The following is an 18881-nucleotide window of genomic DNA, read 5'->3' as shown; positions in this document are numbered from 1 at the left end:
TCAATAACCGGTCATTTCCAGATAGCCTCGTCCCGAGGCCGTTCCCGTAAACTCGACTGGTCCCTCCCAGTAAGGGGTCGAAGTCGCCATCCATGCCTGCTCGTTCAGCGCCGTCGTTTTGATGTCGAGACCCCGGCTTGGAATCTTGAGGTTCCATTCCACCGGAACCGCCTTGCCGTTCACCGTTGCGGTCCGCAAGGGCGAAATCTGTATCTCCCGGGGATCGACCGGCGACGTCGTGCCATCGGCCGAAATCCAGTTGGCAGAAGTATAACCTCCTTCGTCATCTCTCAGCCGGAACGCCATCATCTTTTCGCCGGATGCGAGGTGGAGCGAAAACCAGTCCCATCCCGTCTGATTGGAAGCGAGGGGCTGGGATGACCACTCACGATCGAGCCAGGCTTTGCCTGTCACCTGCAGGACCCGGCCCTCAAGAACGACGTTGCCGCTGACCTCGTAGAAGGGCTGGGAATAATAATAGCTGGCCTGCCCGGCGGCTGATTTGACCGAAAAGCCCCTGTCCCCCTGCAGAACCAAGGGGCCGTTTGCCTGAAGTTCGAGCTGATAATGAAAGCCTTTACCGCTGGCGTTCAATTCAATTTTATCGAGAGGGTCGGCATGTCCAGTCACTGCCGTCTTCATCTCCCAATTATCTATCCACGCCTTGAAAGGAGCGACCCCGACACCCGCCTGTCCAATGCCGCCGCGCGCCAGTCTTTCGGCAACATAATGGCGGCTGGCGGTTGTCACGGCGGCGTGGCCCAGCCAGATCTGCGGATCCGCCCAGCCGGCGCGCTCGCCGGGCTTAAGCGCCGAACGAAAAAGCGTCCATTGAGCTCCTAGCTGCTCACCGTCGGCGGTCTGGAGATTTGCGGTGACGTACCACCATTCAATCCTGAAGTCCGGATGCGGCCCATGCTCCCGTGGAAAAACCAGCGGCACCCCTCGTCGTGGAACGCTGAAGCCTTCCGCATTCGACCCCAGTCCGGCGAAACCCTGCGCTACCGATGCCGCCGGTGCGAGAAGACAACAGACGAAAAAAAGACGAATGATGGGCCTAGCGTTCATTGGCAAATATCCTGAGAAGGTCCGTGGGCGTCGTTTTCGCCAATCGCCGGACCGGGATCAAAACCGACATGATGGCGGCGACGAGGGCGACAAGGCCCAGTTTCAGCCATTCCATCGGGAAAAGGATCATCGGCAGCCGCCATCCGAACGCTTCCACATTGATGATCACGAGGAGAACCCAGGCCAGAGCAAGCCCGACGGGAATGGCGGCCACGAACGTTATGAACCACAAAGCGAGGGTGCGGATAAACTCCAGCCACGCCAGATCACGACGGCGAAGTCCGAGCGCCCAGACCGGGGCCAGTTGCGGCAGCCGGAGTGAGGCGAGCGTCAAGAGACTTGAAAACATCGCAAAACCGGCAACGCCGAGCGTCAGGACGTTCAGGGCGCCCGTCACCGCAAAGGTCTGCTCGAAAATGGCTGCGGATTGCCGCTTAAGAGATGCCTGGTCAACGATATTGGCTTCCGGCAGGCCGAATTCGTCCATCAGGCTGCGTCGGAAATCCGCCACCTCCTCCGGCGCAAGGCGAAGGCCATATCGCAGTTTTTCGACATCCGGATAGTGCTCAACAAGAGCATCAATGCCGATAATCACCTGTCCGGACGGATTGCCGTAATCCGAAAATACGCCGACCACGATAGCGCTCCAGCCACCTGGCAATTGGATTTTCTGGCCAGGTGAAGCCTTGCCGGTCCGCCACAACTGCTCATTGACGATTGCGCCCCGGCCGCTCGCAATTTCATTCCAGGTCGTCGGCGAGCGAAGGATCAACGGCCAATGATCCCTGTAGGTAGGATCATCGGCGACACCAAAAATCTGCACCTGTTCGCCTGAAACGTCACCACGGCTGCTCCAGATGGGCAGAACCGCGCGCGTATGTTGAGGAAACCACTGGCGTAGCTTCTCGGCTTCCGTCTCGTCTCGCGCTGTCACGTAAACCTCTGCTGCCAGTCGCTGATCGAGCCAACCCAGAAATGTCTCTCTAAAGCTCGAGACCATCGTGCCGACGCCGATGTTGGCCGACAGCGCAAGCAGCAATGCCATCAAAGCAACGGAGAGCCCGGGCAATTGCTGACGCGTATCTGCAAAGAACCATCGCACCAGTATGTGTCGGGAAACGTGTTCGCCTGCCTTCATGGCAAAGGAGAGAAAAGGAGGGAGAATGAACGCCGCGCCGAGCAGGAGCGCGGCCAGAACCGCAAATCCGGATAGGAGCCCACTGCCAGTCCAGACAAGCAGGCCGGACAGCACGATCAGAAATGTGCCGATTGTTGCCTGTAGCACCAGCCCCCTGACCGATGCCATTGTCCATGCCCGGCTATGCGCTGCGGACAATATCGGCATCCGCCAGACACGCCATAGATGTTGCAGCGAGGAAAGCCACGTCCCGATCAGCGCCATGCCTAGACCAGCCAGCCACCATTCAGGCCTGATGGAAAGTGAGCCTGAAACGCTCGCCCCGTAAAGCCCACTGAGCGTTGCGGCAACCCCTGGCAGAAGTGCAGAAGCGATGACATAGCCGAGAACGACGCCAAAGGCGCCGGACAAGAGGGCAAAAAGCGTAATTTCAAAAACAAGCATCAGCGTGAGTGAGCTGAGCGAGATGCCGAGCGATCTCAAGGTTCTGAAGGTGCCTCGCCTCTGCTCGAATGACAGACCGGTTGCGGAATAGGCGATAAACAGACCAACGACAAAGGCAAGGAAGCCGAATGCCGTGAGGTTGAGATGAAAACTGTCGGTGAGCCGCGCAACATCCGATCGCCCGCCCGCTTCTCTTATTGTCAGGTCCGGTGCGGCAACCGCGATCGCCTGACGATCCACTGCTTGTGAGGGTGAAATGACGATCTGGCTGAGATCTCCTTTGCGTTCGAGGATGCGGGCGGCAGTGGAAATGTCGACGAAAGCCGCCCCGTCGGGAATATTGGCCGTCGGTCTGACGGCAAGACCCGCTGTATCCTTTAAGGCGCTGGCCGTCGCCGGTGAGACGATCATAACGCCGGGCGCCGTCATGAAGTCGATAAGGCCGGATCGGTCCGAAGGGGGAAGTACCGATCCATCCGAGGGCATCGTCAACGGGTCAATCCCGATCAGCCTGATACGCGTCGTCCCGAACCGGTGTTGACCTTCGATCACCGGAGAGACATCCAAGCCGGCCCGGCGAAGTCTGGCGTAGGTTTCCAAGGCTATCATGCCGCCGTCTTTGGCTACCAGCTGATCCAGCTGGTTTTGAGACAATACCGAGGCCGCCCTGTCATAGCTGGCACGCGCTTCGGAATTGATGGCCTGTACGGCAGACCATAGCGCTGTCGCGAGCGCCACGCCCATGACGAGCATCAAGAATTGCAGGGGTCTGTGGCGCCAGTGCGAGAGCAGCGCACTGAAAGCGGTCGCGTTCATTGCGACACCTTCCCGCCGCTGAGGGTAATGCGCCGATCGAGTTTTGCGGCGAGCCGGCTGGAATGGGTGACGAGCAGAAGCGCCAATTTCGCTGACGTCGTCAGTCGCAGCATGATGTCGATAACGATATCTGCGGTGTTCTCGTCGAGGTTGCCGGTCGGTTCGTCGGCAAGGATCAGCGGCGGCCGGGCCGCAAGCGTCCTTGCGATCGCAACCCGCTGCTGTTGCCCTCCCGAGAGCTGCTCGGGATAGCGGTCGAGGAGCGCCGCAATTCCCAGGGCTTCGACCAGTGTCTTTTCCCACGTCCGATCAAAACGGCCCGCGAGCTTTGCGTGGAAAGAGACATTGGAGCCGACATCGAGGCTCGGAATCAGATTGAACTGCTGAAAAATCAAACCGACGTCATGCCGGCGAAATATTGCCCGGTCTCTGTCGTTAAGATCGGTGATCGTACGGCCGTTCACCAGGATGGTGCCGCTGTCGGGCAGATCAAGGCCGCCGACAAGATGGAGGAGGGTGCTTTTCCCGCTGCCGGATTCTCCCGTCAATGCAAGGCTCTCTCCTGCGTCAACGCTCAGATCAACGCCATTGAGAACCGGTATCGTCCCTTCGGCGGTCTGATAGGTCTTTCTGAGGCCGGAAATTGATAGGATCATGGGAGCTTCGGTCTCTAACTGATCTTATATGATCGGATGTGGTCACAGATTTCAACCAAGCTGACCCGACGATGTTCCCTTGGCGCGAGAGAGAAGCCGGCCCCGATTTTGTCTACCAATCCGATGTCCACCACTTCCACGGATATTTGGAATCAATGGCCAAGTCGGATAAGCCTGTTTGCGGATGTGGTTGCGATTTGCTGCGGATCATTCGAGGTTTGAGGTGACGGACGAATTTTCTGCTGAACTTGATGACTTGCATCGCACTACATTCGACTACTTCTGGTCCGGCAGCCATCCCGAGAGCGGACTTCCCAGGGACCGCATGGGATCAGATGGTCAGCCGATCTACGAAATCACATCCATATCGGGGGTGGGGTTCGGATTTCTTGCGCTCATTGTCGGCGTTCACCGGTCCTGGATTACGCGGCAGGAGGCGATCGATCGGGCGAACCTTATGCTGCGATCTCTCGGCGCGGTGAAACGATTTCACGGCGCTTTTCCGCATTTTGTCCACAGCTCCGGCGGAAAGACAATTCCATTTGCGAAGTTCGATGACGGCGGCGATCTCGTTGAGACTGCACTTCTGGTTCAGGCGCTGATCTGCGCCCGCGAGTTCTTTGACGAGCCGACATCAACGGAAATGGATCTGCGCCGGTCGGTTACCCACATCGTGGAGGCAGTGGAGTGGAACTGGTTTACACAGGGAAAGCCCGGCCCTCTCTACTGGCATTGGAGCCCCCGCTTCGGCTGGGCGAAGAACCTGCCGATTGTGGGATGGAACGAGGCTCTTGTCACTTACGTTCTTGCGGCAGGATCGGCCGCGCATGCAATAAACCCGGTCTCCTACCACTCCGGCTGGGCGCGCGATGGCGAGATCAGAAACGGCGCGAGATATCTTGGCGTCAGGCTGCCGCTCGGCGAGCCGTATGGAGGTCCGCTCTTCCTGTCGCAATATTCATTCTGCACTCTCGATCCACGCGGCTTGCGTGATGCCTATTGCAGTGATTATCTCGAGCAGGTCCATGCCCATAGCCTCATCAACTATCGCTATTGCAGCACCCGTTACGCGCCGGAAGATGGATGGGGTCTATCGGCCTGCGACGGGCCGAAGGGGTATGCCGTCAATTCTCCAACCGATGATCATGGCATCATTGCCACGACGGCTGCACTCTCCAGCATACCGTTCCTGCCGGTTCGATCAATACGGGCGGCGGTGCGCTTTCTGCAATGGCGTGGCGGCGCGCTGAGGGGCCGTTTCGGCCTGATGGATTCCTTCCAGCCTTCCACCGGCTGGGTTTCAAAAACCCATCTCGCCATCGATCAGGGGCCGGTGGTTGCTATGATGGAAAACCATCGCAGCGGCCTGATCTGGGATTTATTCATGAATGCGGCGGAGGTCAGCCGTGGCTTGATCAAGCTGGGCTTTCACACGGACAGGTACCGGGGAGCAGATGATCTCCTGGCGTCCCGGTAAGGGAGACCTGCCACTCCCTATGATCGGCTGCAGCGCCCCCCGGGAGGCAGAGTTTAATCACTTGACGAAGGTGTTTTACGCCTCCCTTCGCCGCTGTCACGGCCCTACCACTCTATCCTGCGGCCGTCATAGGCGAAGAACTGCCCTGTCTCGGCGGGCGTAAGTCCATCTATCGTTGCCAGGAGACTTGCTGCGGAGTGTTTCGGTGTGAAGCGCTCCCGGCCCTTCGAAAAGGCCTGCGAGAGGTCAGTATCCACCGTGCCCGGATGGAGCGCCACCACGATGGATTGCGGATGGGTACGCGCGATTTCGATCGCCGCGGTTCGGATTATCTGGTTCTGGGCGGCCTTCGATGCCCTGTAGGAAATCCAGCCGCCCAGTCTGTTGTCTCCTATCGATCCGACGCGTGCGGACAGCGAGGCAAAAACGCACCGTTCCTCCCGTTTCAGAAGCGGCGCAAAATGCTTCAGCAGCAGGGCTGGTCCGATCGAATTGACAGCGAACTGTTTGGCCATTTGGGAAGGATCAATCGCCTTGATCGTCTTTTCCAGTCCGACGCCATCGATCGTCAGCGCACCCGTTGCATTAAAGACCAGATCGAACGATCCGCGCTGATCTGACAGATGGCTGACAGCCCCGGCGACACTCGCCTCGTCGGTGATATCAAGATCACCTCCGCTGCGCGAGAGTGGCAGGGCGAGCGCGCAGCGAGGATCTGTCTGAAGGAGAGACAGCAAAGCCCCTCCTATGCCGCCGGATGCCCCTATCACGATCGCCCTGTAACCATTTGAGAGGGAATGCAGCATCGTCGGGGTCCTTTAGCGCTGAGCTGGAAACTCAAGCTTGTTGACGTCGTAACCCAGCTTGCGCGTTTCTGCGATCATTCTTTGAAGTTTGCTTTTGGAGGGCACGCTTCTGGCGTAGATCCACACGTCATCCGTGGAGGGATTGGCGCTGATGAACCACGATTTGTCCGGGGACTTATACAGGACCCAATAGTTGAAAGTGATGAGGAGCGGATAGCGAACGCGCATCTTTGCATTCGCAGAACCGAAGTCCTCTATCTTGCCGACGCCCCTGATGGTTTTCAGCCGGCCCTGCGGAGTGTCGACCCGGCAGCCGTCTTCCACCAGAACCTCGTTTGCAGCCCTGCCCTGCCGGTATATCGAATAGCCGGCGACGCAGCCGTCCGTGAGCAGCATCGGCATACGGCCAATCTCAAGCCACTTGCCGCGGTAATGATCGCTCCCAACCGGCACCGGCTTTGGGCTGGCGGCGGAAGCGGATTGCGCCGATAGCGCAACCGCAAGCGTTAGCGCTCCGATCAGCTGCTTGATACCTGTGTGCATGAACTCCTCCTGTTGATGGCGCCCATAGGTCCAGGTATCCGCCCGCCTTTGCGGCATACCCCACAGCGATGAAAGACGAACGCTGGCGGCATAGAACGCATCCGCGTCAGAAAGCGTTGCACATGCAGGCCCGATCACGCCATCGGCAAACCCTATTTCGCTGATGGTCCTGCAATAACGGATTTCGCCCTGATACGAGCGGCCTTCCTGTAGGCTCGAGGTGTAAGCCCCATTTCCATCCGAAAGTAACGATTGAAGTTCGACAGGTTGTTGAAGCCCGCCTCGAAACAGACATCCGTAATCGATGTCTCGGTCTCTGCGAGCAGGGTTCTCGCCCGCCATACACGCACCGAACGGCTATAGTCGGAGAAGTTCATGCCGGTCAGGCGCCGGAAGGCACGCGAAAATGCGGAGGGCTCGAAGCCGACCAGTTCTGCCACTTCCTGCATTTGCGCGGCAGGATTCGATTGCAGTATCTGGATCGCCTGATCGATCCTGCGATGTCTGCGGTCAGACACCTGATTATAAACGGATATGAAGTGTTCGCTGGCGAGCAGCCGCTTCTCGGCGGCTGTTTCGATATCCTCAAGGATTTCCAGAAAAAGGCCCAGTCCGCCGCGGTGTCCCGCCGAATGTAGCCTGAGGATCTTCGCCCCGATAGTAAACGCGTCTTCGCCCAGAACCTCGATCCCGCGTTGCGCCAGGGGTTTCAGTCGGTAGAGCACGTCAAACTCCGGACAGACCGAGCGGACGCCGATCAAGGCATCCGCGTCGAACTGCAGGACCATGTCACGGCCGGGCAAGGCCGGCGCGCCCGGTGTAATCCAGTTATGGGGAAGGTTTGTCCCCGTGAGCACCAGATGCCCCGGGCGGAACGGCCCTATGTAATCTCCCACATAAGCGAAGCCGGTAGCATCAGGTATGAAGTGAATTTCCCATTCGGGATGATAGTTCCAGATGCAGATCGGATTGGGATAGTCGTCCCGGCGGATCAGATAGGAAGCGCCTCTGGGCAAGACGATCTGCTCGCGCGTGGCGGTGAAGGTCTCAGATACTGATTGAGGAAAGTCTGATGCAATACGCATTCATCTGCTCATGTTATAGCGTACAAATGTCAAGATAATACCAGTTCTGTGACTGACGCCAACTAGTTTGCGCCCGTCGCTTGCGCAAATCTGGACGCGTCGATGGCACGGGAGTTGCCACCAAGGGAGGACATCATGACACTCAATGCTCTCCGCGCAGGCTGCGCGGTTGTTGCCCTATTTGCCGCGTCCAGCGCGTTTGCCGCCGCACAATGCACGAGCGATGTGCGTGTTCTGGCACAGCCGCGCGACGGACTGACCCTTCTCGAAAAATATGTCGACGAGTTCGAAGAACTGTCCGGCGCAGGCTTCGAGATCAGCTATCTCAACGAGAATGATCGCCGCGCAAAGTCGCAGGCGGACGCCTCGACGGTCGGAAGCTTCAACGTCTATTACGTCGACGAAGCCAATCTGGCGCTTTTTGCCTCGTCCAAGTGGATCGTTCCGCTCGAAGGCTTTTACCCGGCAGAATACGACTACAAGGACTTCGACGCCGGCATGCGCGCTGCCGCGACCTATGACGGCAAGGAGTGGTTTGCACCGGTACAGGGCGGCGGCGACCTGATGGTCTATCGCACCGACCTTCTGGAAAAGGCGGGCATCGCCCCGCCAAAGACATGGGACGAATATTTTTCCGCCGTGAAGAAGCTGCATGACCCGGCCAATGGCGTCTACGGCACTGCCCTGCGCGGTCAGCGCGGTTCAGGCGCCAATGTCTGGCGCTGGATGCCCTTCTTCAAGGCAAATGGCGGCGAGTGGTTCAAGGATGGCAAGCCTGCCTTCAATTCCGATGCGGCCGTAAAGGCGACCGAGACCTATCTCGAGCTCTTCAAATATTCCGCACCGGGCACGCAGACCGGCTCCTGGGACGAGTCCACCGGCGCTTTCCGCTCCGGCAAGGTGGCGATCATCATCGAATCCGCACCACTCGGTGGCATGTCCGTCGATAAGGCCCAGAGCCAGGTTGCAGACAAGGTCGCCTTCTCGGTTCCGCCGTCGCCACTGCCGGGCGCCGGTTACGCCCATGGTTTTGCGATCGCTTCCAAGGCCAACAAGACGGACGAGGATAAGGCCTGCGCCGGTCTCTTCGTTGCCTGGGCGACGTCCAAGGAACAGGAGGCGCGCCGCCTGGCCGCCGGCCAGCCGGGCGAACTGACGCGCACCAGCACCTACCAGAGCCCGGAATATGCCAAGACCTTCGGCCAGAATCTTGCCGATGCCATGGCCGCGACCGGTGAAAAGACCACCGTGACCTTCTGGCAGGATGCGCGCTGGCAGGAACTGGGCAACCAGTGGGGTATCATGCTCGAAGAGCTGATCACCGGCAGCCGCACCGATATCAAGGCGACGCTCAACGAACTTGAAGCATTCGCCGCCAAACTCTGACGCCTCCCAAGCCGTCTGACGGGCGCGTCCAGTGACGCGCCCCCCTTCTTTCCACCCGAGGATCTGCCATGCGCCGCGGCCGCTCGCTGCCTTACGTCTTTCTTGGACCCACTCTCAGCATCCTGATCATTCTGGCGCTCGTGCCCACGGTCTATGCCATCAATATCTCCCTGCAAAACCGCACGCTGTCTGCGCCCGACGCGGACTATGTCTGGTTTGCCAATTACGCCGCGCTGTTTTCAGATGCACGTTTTCTGAACGCGCTGTGGGTGTCCTTCAAGTGGGAGGTCATCAGCGTCTCAATGACCATGGTGACCGGGCTTGCTCTCGGAATTGCGATGTTCGAGGCCGCAAGCCCTCGCGTACGAAACGTTCTCTGCGTGCTTTTCATCATTCCCGTTCTTTTGCCACGAGTTTGCGCCGCTTTCGTCTGGAAATTCGCCTTTCATCCGCTCTACGGGGCCTTGACCTGGCCGGTCAGGGAACTCACCGGCATTACGCCCGATATTCTGTCGACGCCCCTCGGCGCCATTCTTGCCGTTGCCTTCGTTGATGTCTGGCAGTGGGGTTTGTTCTTCGCAGTCATCATCCTGAAGCTTCTGGAATCCCTGCCGCCGCAGCCGCTGGAAGCCGCACGTATCGATCGCGCGAGCCGCTTCGAAATCCATCGTTTTGTAACGCTTCCGATGCTGAAAGCGCCCCTGATCAGCCTGCTCCTCGTTAAGGCTATCGAGAGCCTGCGTTCCTTCGATCTCGTCTACGTCATGACGCGCGGTGGTCCCGGCATCTCCACCGAGACGCTGGACATGTACGCCTATTCCCAGGGCTTCATCGAAGCCGGCAAGATTTCGTACGCCTCCTCCATGGCTGTCATCATGATGGTCCTGACCATCGTCACCTTTACCTTTACGTGGAAGAGGCTGAATCGATGAAGATTTCCACCTTCCTGCTCAGGCTCTTGCTGGTTCTGGCCGCCGCGCTCGTGGTGCTGCCGCTGCTTTGGACCCTGCTCAACGCTTTCAAGACCAATGCCGACCTGCTGGTATCGACGCCCAAACTCGTCTTCCAGCCTGTCCTCGACAATATGAGCTATGTGCTCAATCGCCGTTCGGTCGCGCGCGCACTCACCAACTCGTTGATCATCTGCTCGAGTGCGGTCGTCCTCGGCGCAGTACTCGGTGTGCCCGCCGCCTATGTGATTGCCCGATTCAAGAATAGGATCACGGCGGAGGCGCAGTTTTTTGTCCTGTCGCTCCGTTTCCTGCCGCCCGTCGCGATCGCCATTCCCATGCTGGTCATCTGGCTTGGTCTTGATCTCTACGACACGAGACTGTCCCTGATCGTGACCTATCTCATCGTCACCGCTTCAATAACCATATGGCTTTCCGTGCCGGCTTTTGAGCGCGTCAGCCTTCACGTTGAAGAGGCTGCCCGGGTGGATGGACTTGGTCCCTATGCGACGTTCTTCCGCATCGCCCTGCCGATTGCCCGTTTCCAGGTCTTTGGCGCGGTCGCCTTCTCATTCGTTCTTGTATGGAACGAGTTCCTGCTTGCCATGATGCTCACGACCTCGAAGGCGAAGACCCTGCCGATCATTGCGTCCGAAATGTCGCAGCTCGGCATGAACGTGCCGTGGGGCATCCTCAACGCTGCCGTCGTCCTCTTGTCACTGCCGCCACTGATCCTGCTCGGCGTGCTTGCAGGTGGCCTCAATGCCGCATTTTCCAAGAAAACTGATCAAGGTTGACTGACCCATGAAAGCACTTGTCCTCGAACGTGTCGGCGAACTTTCCCTGCGCGACATCGAAATTCCTCAGCACTTGGGGCCGGATGACGTTCGCATTCGTCTGCACACCGTCGGTGTCTGCGGCAGCGACGTGCATTATTATACGCACGGGCGCATTGGTGACTTCGTCGTCAATGAGCCAATGGTGCTCGGCCACGAGGCCGCGGGGACTGTCATCGAGACCGGAGCCAACGTAACGCATTTGAAGCCCGGCGACCGCGTCTGCATGGAACCCGGCATTCCCGATCCGAAATCGCGCGCGTCGCGGCTCGGCCTCTACAATGTAGATCCCGCTGTCACCTTCTGGGCGACGCCACCCGTGCACGGCGTACTGTGCCCCGAGACAGTTCATCCGGCCAGCTTCACCTACAAACTGCCGGAAAATGTCTCCTTTGCCGAAGGCGCGATGGTCGAACCATTTGCCGTTGGCATGCAGGCGGCCGCCCGGGCCAACATCACGCCTGGCGATACCGCGGTCGTTACCGGCTGCGGGACGATCGGCATCATGGTGGCGCTCGCCGCTCTGGCCGGCGGCTGCTCGCGGGTTCTGATTTCGGACATTTCTGCGACCAAGCTCAAACTTGCCGAAAGCTATGGCGGCATTACCGGCGTCAACCTGAAGGAGGTCGATCTCGTTCAGACGGTCAATGAGGAAACCGAAGGTTGGGGGGCGGACATCGTCTTCGAATGCTCGGGTGCGCCGGCTGCGGTCCGCGATCTCTTCAAGGTCGTCCGCCCAGGCGGAACGGTTGTTATCGTCGGCCTGCCGCCGGAACCAGTCGCCGTGGACCTTGCAGCAGCCTGCTTCCGCGAATGCCGTATCGAGACGGTTTTCCGCTACGCCAACGTATTCGATCGCGCATTGGCGCTGATTGCCGCCGGCAAGGTTGATCTGAAACCATTGGTCTCCGGCACCTATGCCTTCGATCAATCGATTGCCGCTTTCGAGAGGGCGGCCGAAGGCCGGCCTGAAGATGTGAAGCTGCAGATCGTGATGAATGGGGAGACGCATTGATGGCCACCGTCGAGTGCCGGGGAATCCGGAAAGTCTATGGTTCGCTGGAGGTCATGCGGGATTTTGACCTCAAGATCGATAACCACGAATTCGTCGTCTTTCTCGGACCGTCAGGCTGCGGGAAATCCACCATGCTGCGAATGATTGCCGGGCTTGAGGAAATTTCCGGCGGAGATCTTCTCATCGGCGGCGAGCGGATGAACGACCGCGACCCCGGCGACCGGGGCATCGCCATGGTGTTTCAGAATTATGCGCTGTACCCTCATATGAGCGTACGGGACAACATCACCTTCGGGCTCGAGAGGGCCGGTATTGGAAAGTCTGCAATCGATCAGCGTCTTGCACCCGTGGTCGATGCGCTGGGACTTGGCGTCTACCTTGCGCGCAAGCCCACGGAACTGTCGGGCGGACAGCAACAGCGTGTGGCGATTGCCCGCGCCATGATCAAGACGCCGGAAGTTTTTCTCTTCGACGAGCCGCTTTCGAACCTCGACGCCAAGCTGCGGGGCAGTCTGCGTGTTGAGATCGCACGGCTCCACAAGGACCTGAAAACGACGAGCATCTACGTCACTCATGACCAGCTCGAAGCCATGACGCTTGCCGACCGTATCGTCCTCATGAAAGACGGACGGATCGAGCAGATGGGCACGCCTGAAGAGATTTACCAGACACCCCGAACCATATTTGCCGCAGGCTTCATCGGCACTCCGAACATGAATTTCCTGCAATTGCAGATGACGCCGGAGGGCGTCGGCGACGATGTCGTGAAGTTTGCAACCCCTGCCGGTCTGCGCTCCGGTGAGGTCACCGTCGGGATCAGGCCGGGATCATTCCGCTTGAACCACGACGCCAAGGCGTTTCGCGGAACCGTTGAGCGCAATGAGTTCCACGGCGAGACACGCCTTATCTGCGTCAAGAATGATCGCCACGAGATCAACATTTCCGTGCCCGCCGAGATACGACCAGCAATTGGCGAAATAATCGGAGTCGAAGTCGCCTCTTCTGATATTCACGTCTTTGATCCCGGATCGGGCCTGAGACTGAATTAACCGTGGTGAGACTGGCCCAGGATGGCGGCGTGCCACGCGATGGACCGCCTGTGATGCAGCTCAGGCGTCTTCGCTTTCCTCTGTCTCCCATCCGTCCGTCGGTCGATCGCCCGAAAAGCACCTGGATTTCAACGAAGTGACGCGGAAAGAGCGAAAAGCGAAAGCGTCGTCGGAATCTCCGACGTGAAACGGCGCGCTGGTCGCCAGCGCCGTTCAGTTGCTGGAGCTTGGTGCACTCGTGGCCTTGCGTCACTTCAGCGGGGTCACCTACCGTTTTGACTATGCGGACCGTGACACCGCCTTTTGTCACGGACAGACTACTAACGGTCGACTTTCCGACAAATCGATCAATGTTTTTATTTTTGGCAGGTCCATTATCGTACTCAGCAGCGTCGGAGGCCGCTTGAGCGAACCACCGGGCATGACGGATCGTCATCGACGCACATACTAACAAAGCGACGGTCCCTCTCCGAATTTCGGCAAATCCTCGGTCGTGAATGGAACACAACCATAGAAACCTAAAACAAAAGGCTCAATATTTCAGAAGCCTAGATCCCACTTGAGCCGCAGAATGGGAAGCGTCGCCGGGCAGCGATTCTTGCGTGCCAGTGAGCGGGCCCGCCATTGCTATTGATCTAAAAACTCGTCTGACCGAGGTAGCGGTGATTGTCTGCCCGGCTTTTGTTACGAGCGCCGAGACTTCATTAATTACATTTAAACGATAACTAATTTATTATAGCAGCAGACAGAGCAAAATCAGGTTGCCATGACGGCATGCACCTTCTGTAATTCTTCATGTCCATGCCGAATCCCCTGCAGCAGAGTTCTTTTTTCATTCGACCAGTTCCCGGTCGCAATGCTCCCTGCTTCGTGTTCGCGATTTCAAAACAGAACCGCGAGGAATTATGTCGTTTCTTAAAAATGCGAGCATTCGCACGAAAATCCTATCCCTAATCATACCTCTGTGCGTGGTGGGCCTGTGTGCCACAGCATTTATCGCAACCCGATATAAAGCAGCAGATACGAGCTACTCCGATTTCATTTCCAATGATGCTGGCGCCAGTGTCGAGATGTCACGCGTAAACCGAAATGTCGTCGCAACCGCCTACGCCGCCTATCAAATCCTGACCTACCGCCAAAACGATCCGGCCATGAAAACCGCCATCGATTTTTACAGCGATAGCAAAGGCAAGCTCGTTGAGCGTCTCCAGAATACGAAAGAACTTCTTCCACGTGAGAGCGCTGCGATAGACAAAATCATTGAGAGAACGAAAGAAGTCATCGTCTTGACTGACCAGGCCGTCCAGCTGGGTAAAGCTGATCAGGACGAACCCGCAAGGGCGACCCTGGCAAAAGCGGACTCTTTAATTCTTCCCCTGACGACCGACAACGCAGCGTTTCTGGACCAGGTCTTGAAATCCGTGGCTGCGAGAAGTGACGAACTGACTGACGAAACAAACTCCACCATCTTTACCTCGCTGATGGTTGTCGGCATCACATTCGCACTCGGCATCATCGCGTCACTCGTTGTTGCCGCCAAGGGGATCACGACACCTATCGCCTCTTTGCGCGAGCGCATGATCACCCTGGCGCAGGGAGAGACTGCTGCACACGTCGATGGTCAGGATCGCAAGGACGAAGTAGGCCAGATGGCGAAAGCCGTCTCCATTTTCCGCGACAATGCTCTTGAGAAAATCCGTCTGGAAAAAGAAGCTGATGCCAATCGCAGCCTCTCTGAACAGGAACGAATGGAACGCGAGGCCCAGAAGGCGAAGGACGCTGCCGACACCCAATTTGCCGTTGACCAACTGGCCAAGGGGCTCGACCGTCTCGCCGATGGTGATATCGCGTATCGCATCGAGACACCGTTTGTTGCCCATCTCGATACTCTGCGCAACAACTTCAACGGCTCGGTCGCGAATCTGAATGACGCGTTGCGCGCCGTCGGCGAGAACGCTCGCGGCATCGATGCCGGTGCCAACGAAATTCGCTCTGCCGCCGACGACCTGTCCAAGCGCACTGAGCAGCAGGCTGCCTCAGTCGAAGAAACAGCCGCCGCTCTGGAAGAAATCACCACGACCGTAAAGGACAGCAGCAACCGCGCCGAAGAAGTCGGCCATCTGGTCGCGAGGGCCCGTGATGGTGCGGAAAAGTCCGGAGCAGTCGTACGTCAGGCCGTTACCGCTATGAACGAAATCGAACGTTCATCCGGTGAAATTACCAACATCATCAGCGTCATTGATGAAATTGCCTTCCAGACCAATCTTCTGGCTTTGAATGCAGGCGTTGAGGCCGCCCGTGCCGGCGAAGCCGGCAAGGGCTTTGCGGTCGTCGCACAGGAAGTCCGCGAACTTGCCCAGCGGTCTGCAAAGGCTGCGAAAGAGATCAAGGCATTGATCACGACATCCGGTGAACACGTTCGCTCCGGCGTGACACTGGTGGGTGAAACCGGCAGGGCACTCGAAGTGATCGTCACGGAAGTGCAAGAGATTAACCGTCATATCGCCGCGATTGTCGAATCCTCACGCGAACAGTCGGTTGGCCTTCAGGAAATCAACACGGCCGTCAACACCATGGACCAGGGCACACAGCAGAATGCCGCCATGGTCGAACAGTCGACAGCCGCAAGCCACAGCCTCGCCAAGGAGGCGGCATCCCTCAACCAGCTGCTATCGCGTTTCAATCTAGCCGATGGCGCAAGCACAAGTCGTTCGTCTGTAGCCCCTGCGGCCGTTCGCTCGGCATCACCAGCTTCACGACCTGCCGCATCACCGGCTAGAGCCCTTGGCCGCAAGATTGCGAACGCGTTCGTGGGTGGTTCGGCTGCCGCGGTTGCGCAAGACAGCTGGGAGGAGTTCTAAAAATCTACGGCCGCGGCGCGCCAGACCAAGCGCCCGGCCGTTGATCATCATCACCAGTGCCTTGGATCGGAAACTTCGCTTGCAGATTAAAAGCGGGTTTTCGGTCGGCGTGCCCAGCATTACTTCTTCGCGGAGACGGCCTTGGCGGCCTGATCAATGGTATCGGCCACGACCTGCGGCTGGGTCATGAACAGTGCGTGACTTGCCGAGACCTTTGTGATTTTTGCCTTGATGCGCTCTGCCATATGGATCAGCATTGCCTGATCGAACGCCTTGTCTTCGGTTGCGATAACAGCCCAGCTGGGCTTCATACGCCAGGCAGCATGTTCAAGCTTCGTGCTGAACGCCGACATATTGATCGGGACCTGGGCATCTTTCATGAACGCAACATCGGCGTCGCTGACGTCATGGGCAAACCCAGCCTTGAACTTATCCAGGCTGACATAGCCAAATCCATCCTTCGTGGTTTCGATGACGAACTCCGATGCAGGAGCAAAACCCTCGTATTGCTGAGCCGTCGTTTCGCCGACATCCGGAGAAAGCGCGGAGACGTAAACGAGGCCGGCAACCTTCTGATCGATACCGGCTTCTGTGATGACAGTGCCACCCCAGGAATGTCCGACAAGAATGACCGGACCATCCTGACGCTCAAGCGCGCGGGCAGTCGCGGCAACGTCATCAGCGAGAGACGTCAGTGGATTCTGGACGATGGTCACGCGGTAACCCCGCTTGGTCAGATTATCGTAAACCCCCTTCCAGCCGGAGCCGTCCGCGAAGGCTCCATGAACGAGGACAACGTTTCTGACGGACTGCTCCCTGGGGATGGTATCGGCTGCGTTTGCCGGCAATGCGGCAGTTAATGTGGCTGCGGCTGCAATTGCTGCGACGGTGGGCGCGGTCTTGCGTGTCATGACTTTCACCTCTTTTATTCGCAATAACATTTATCGCGATATATTAAAGCTGGCAGATTTCGAACTGTGCGTCAACATAATTATTATCGCGATATTGTTTTTCGCGATTTCGTTCGTTACATTTGACGCAACAGGAGTTCACAATGACCAAACGCCATAACGATCCGCCGCCCCTGCACGACCAGCTATGCTATGCGATCTACACCGCGGCCATTGCGATCCAGCGTGCATACAAGCCTCTTCTCGATGAACTGGGCCTGACCTATCCGCAATATCTCGTACTCAACGTGTTATGGAGCCAGGACGGACAGACGGTTGGCGCCATCGCCCAGGCCCTTGCTCTGGAATCCAGCACGCTGACACCGCTGCTGAAGCGACTCGAAACCGCCGGCTTGCTGCGCAGGACGCGCAACCTTAGCAACGAGCGGCAGGTAGTCATCGCCTTGACCGACGACGGCCGTGCCTTGCAGCACAAGGCCGGCTGCCTCAGCGACACTTTGCTCGCGGCCTCTACACAGACGCCAAAGGAACTCGCTGCTCTCAACCGCGATGTCCGGTATCTCCGTAACGCGATCTATTCCCAGATCGGCGGATGGGACGCACCCGCCTGACCTTCGATAGTGGTAAATCGCCTCAATACTCAGGCGGTCGGTACGGTCCCACCGTCGATCACATGCTCTGTACCTGTAATTGACGACGCTCGATCCGACGCAAGGAACGCGATCAGGTCGGCGACTTCTCCAGGCCTGGCCGGCCGGCCAAGCGGTATACCACCAAGCGAGTCCATGATCGTCTGCACAGCTTCGTCGTAGCTGATGCCGGCTTCCTCCGCGATACGAAGCGCAAGACCGTTGGAGCCCGGATCTGCAATCCAGCCGGGAGAAACCCGAACCACCCGTACACCCTTGGGAGAAACCTCCTTCGAGATGCTCTTGCTGTAGGTGTTGAGCGCGCCCTTTGCTGAGGCGTATCCTGTCGTCGCCTGGTGCAGCGGAAGGACGCGCTGGATCGACGTTACGTGAATGACGACGCCGCTTCCTTGCGCGATCATTCCGGGGATAAGGGCGCGGTCCAGCCTCACTGCAGGGAAGAAATTAAGGTTGAATTCCTTTTCCCATTCCTCTTCAGTCAACGCCGCAAAGCCGCCAGAAGGTGCTGAGGATCCGCCCAACACGTTGACGAGGATATCGAGTCCGCCGAGCTCCCGGTGGACAGCGTCAACAACTGTCTGGACACCATCCATCGTGGTCAGGTCGGCCTCGACGAAGGCCGCGCCGGAAAAGTCCTCCGGCTTTTTGCGTGCGGTTGTCAGCACGCGGGCGCCGAGCTCCTTGAACTGAGCCACAGTCGCAGCGCCAGCGCCCGACGTCCCGCCGGTGATGAGAGCTCGACGGCCCTCGAGTGTCAGAAACGGCGTCATAGCGTGATCTCCAGCTCAGCAATCCTGTCGCCTGAAAGGACGAAGATAAAGCGAAGGTCGATCGGACTTCCAGGGAAGTTGCCGGCTGCGTGGGCCATCACCTGGGTCCTGCCATTCTCGACGGCGATCAGGAAAGGCCTGACCGTGTAGCTGTACTGCTGGGCCTCATCGGTCATCCACGCCCGGATGGCCTCCTGGCCGATGTGAATCTTCCCCTTGTCCTTGACGACCCCGTTTGCGGTGAAGGTGGCAGCGATGGCGTCCGGACGGCCTGACCTGTCGGCCTCGAAATAGGCTTCGATAGCGCTGGGTAGTTCGATCATCTTAGTATCTCCCGTCATTTTGGTCTCTTGGGCTGTGGCTCGGACCTTCGCGAAATCCACTGGCTGGAAGATAGATCATGCTTATTGACGGGATAAG

At 58.2% G+C, this 18881-nt stretch carries 17 protein-coding genes; 8 read left to right on the top strand and 9 right to left on the bottom strand.

The window, feature by feature from the left end; all coding sequences use genetic code 11:
- The 3 genes from HQN82_RS20315 to HQN82_RS20305 are packed head-to-tail and all read right to left on the bottom strand — an operon-like array spanning position 1 to position 4122.
- Positions 1-1068 carry a lipocalin-like domain-containing protein gene (locus HQN82_RS20315; RefSeq protein WP_173615734.1) on the bottom strand — a complete coding sequence of 356 codons (1068 nt, stop codon included), beginning with the start codon at positions 1066-1068 and terminating at the stop codon, positions 1-3.
- The gene (locus tag HQN82_RS20310) at positions 1058-3466 is read right to left on the bottom strand and encodes an ABC transporter permease (RefSeq protein WP_173615733.1); all 2409 of its coding nucleotides are present in this window, start codon (positions 3464-3466) and stop codon (positions 1058-1060) included. The genes HQN82_RS20315 and HQN82_RS20310 overlap by 11 nt, the downstream gene beginning before the upstream one ends.
- Positions 3463-4122, bottom strand: coding sequence for an ABC transporter ATP-binding protein (locus tag HQN82_RS20305; protein ID WP_173615732.1), 660 nt, complete (start codon positions 4120-4122; stop codon positions 3463-3465). The genes HQN82_RS20310 and HQN82_RS20305 overlap by 4 nt, the downstream gene beginning before the upstream one ends.
- 325 nt (positions 4123-4447) lie before the next feature.
- On the opposite strand from HQN82_RS20305, the gene HQN82_RS20300 reads away from it, so the two are divergent.
- Positions 4448-5599, top strand: coding sequence for a glucoamylase family protein (locus tag HQN82_RS20300; protein WP_173616027.1), 1152 nt, complete (start codon positions 4448-4450; stop codon positions 5597-5599).
- 104 nt (positions 5600-5703) lie between these two features.
- On the opposite strand, the gene HQN82_RS20295 is transcribed toward HQN82_RS20300, so the two are convergent.
- The 3 genes from HQN82_RS20295 to HQN82_RS20285 form a co-directional block, all read right to left on the bottom strand.
- Positions 5704-6405 carry an SDR family oxidoreductase gene (locus HQN82_RS20295; RefSeq protein WP_173615731.1) on the bottom strand — a complete coding sequence of 234 codons (702 nt, stop codon included), beginning with the start codon at positions 6403-6405 and terminating at the stop codon, positions 5704-5706.
- Positions 6406-6417: 12 nt separating this feature from the next.
- Positions 6418-6948, bottom strand: a complete 531-nt coding sequence (locus tag HQN82_RS20290; protein WP_173615730.1) for a lipocalin family protein — start codon at positions 6946-6948, stop codon at positions 6418-6420.
- Positions 6949-7100: 152 nt separating this feature from the next.
- On the bottom strand, positions 7101-8033 hold the full coding sequence (locus tag HQN82_RS20285) for an AraC family transcriptional regulator (protein ID WP_173615729.1): 933 nt from the start codon (positions 8031-8033) through the stop codon (positions 7101-7103).
- 135 nt (positions 8034-8168) lie between these two features.
- Between HQN82_RS20285 and HQN82_RS20280 the strand changes: the two genes are divergently transcribed.
- The 6 genes from HQN82_RS20280 (at position 8169) to HQN82_RS20255 (ending at position 16130) form a co-directional block, all read left to right on the top strand.
- The gene (locus HQN82_RS20280) at positions 8169-9419 is read left to right on the top strand and encodes an ABC transporter substrate-binding protein (protein WP_173615728.1); all 1251 of its coding nucleotides are present in this window, start codon (positions 8169-8171) and stop codon (positions 9417-9419) included.
- Positions 9420-9487: 68 nt separating this feature from the next.
- Positions 9488-10351 (top strand): carbohydrate ABC transporter permease, encoded by an 864-nt coding sequence (locus HQN82_RS20275; protein WP_173615727.1) that lies wholly within the window; start codon positions 9488-9490, stop codon positions 10349-10351.
- Positions 10348-11166: a carbohydrate ABC transporter permease gene (locus HQN82_RS20270; protein WP_173615726.1), complete on the top strand. Its 819-nt coding sequence runs from the start codon at positions 10348-10350 to the stop codon at positions 11164-11166. The genes HQN82_RS20275 and HQN82_RS20270 overlap by 4 nt, the downstream gene beginning before the upstream one ends.
- 7 nt (positions 11167-11173) lie before the next feature.
- The gene (locus HQN82_RS20265) at positions 11174-12220 is read left to right on the top strand and encodes an NAD(P)-dependent alcohol dehydrogenase (protein ID WP_173615725.1); all 1047 of its coding nucleotides are present in this window, start codon (positions 11174-11176) and stop codon (positions 12218-12220) included.
- Positions 12220-13269, top strand: coding sequence for an ABC transporter ATP-binding protein (locus tag HQN82_RS20260; protein ID WP_173615724.1), 1050 nt, complete (start codon positions 12220-12222; stop codon positions 13267-13269). Before HQN82_RS20265 ends, HQN82_RS20260 begins: the two co-directional genes overlap by 1 nt.
- Positions 13270-14174: 905 nt before the next feature.
- Positions 14175-16130: a methyl-accepting chemotaxis protein gene (locus HQN82_RS20255; RefSeq protein WP_173615723.1), complete on the top strand. Its 1956-nt coding sequence runs from the start codon at positions 14175-14177 to the stop codon at positions 16128-16130.
- 119 nt (positions 16131-16249) lie between these two features.
- Here HQN82_RS20255 and HQN82_RS20250 read toward each other — a convergent pair whose 3' ends face one another.
- On the bottom strand, positions 16250-17041 hold the full coding sequence (locus tag HQN82_RS20250; protein WP_006697891.1) for an alpha/beta fold hydrolase: 792 nt from the start codon (positions 17039-17041) through the stop codon (positions 16250-16252).
- Between the two features lie 143 nt (positions 17042-17184).
- Between HQN82_RS20250 and HQN82_RS20245 the strand changes: the two genes are divergently transcribed.
- Positions 17185-17652: a MarR family winged helix-turn-helix transcriptional regulator gene (locus HQN82_RS20245; RefSeq protein WP_173615722.1), complete on the top strand. Its 468-nt coding sequence runs from the start codon at positions 17185-17187 to the stop codon at positions 17650-17652.
- A gap of 29 nt (positions 17653-17681) precedes the next feature.
- On the opposite strand, the gene HQN82_RS20240 is transcribed toward HQN82_RS20245, so the two are convergent.
- Together HQN82_RS20240 and HQN82_RS20235 are read right to left on the bottom strand one after the other, a co-directional pair.
- Positions 17682-18461: an SDR family oxidoreductase gene (locus HQN82_RS20240; protein WP_173615721.1), complete on the bottom strand. Its 780-nt coding sequence runs from the start codon at positions 18459-18461 to the stop codon at positions 17682-17684.
- Positions 18458-18802: a nuclear transport factor 2 family protein gene (locus tag HQN82_RS20235; protein WP_234904883.1), complete on the bottom strand. Its 345-nt coding sequence runs from the start codon at positions 18800-18802 to the stop codon at positions 18458-18460. The genes HQN82_RS20240 and HQN82_RS20235 overlap by 4 nt, the downstream gene beginning before the upstream one ends.
- Positions 18803-18881: the final 79 nt, after the last annotated feature.

This window comes from Agrobacterium pusense (assembly GCF_013285525.1).
In the GTDB taxonomy this organism is placed as follows: domain Bacteria; phylum Pseudomonadota; class Alphaproteobacteria; order Rhizobiales; family Rhizobiaceae; genus Agrobacterium; species Agrobacterium pusense.
This window is presented reverse-complemented; position numbering and strand designations above follow the sequence as displayed.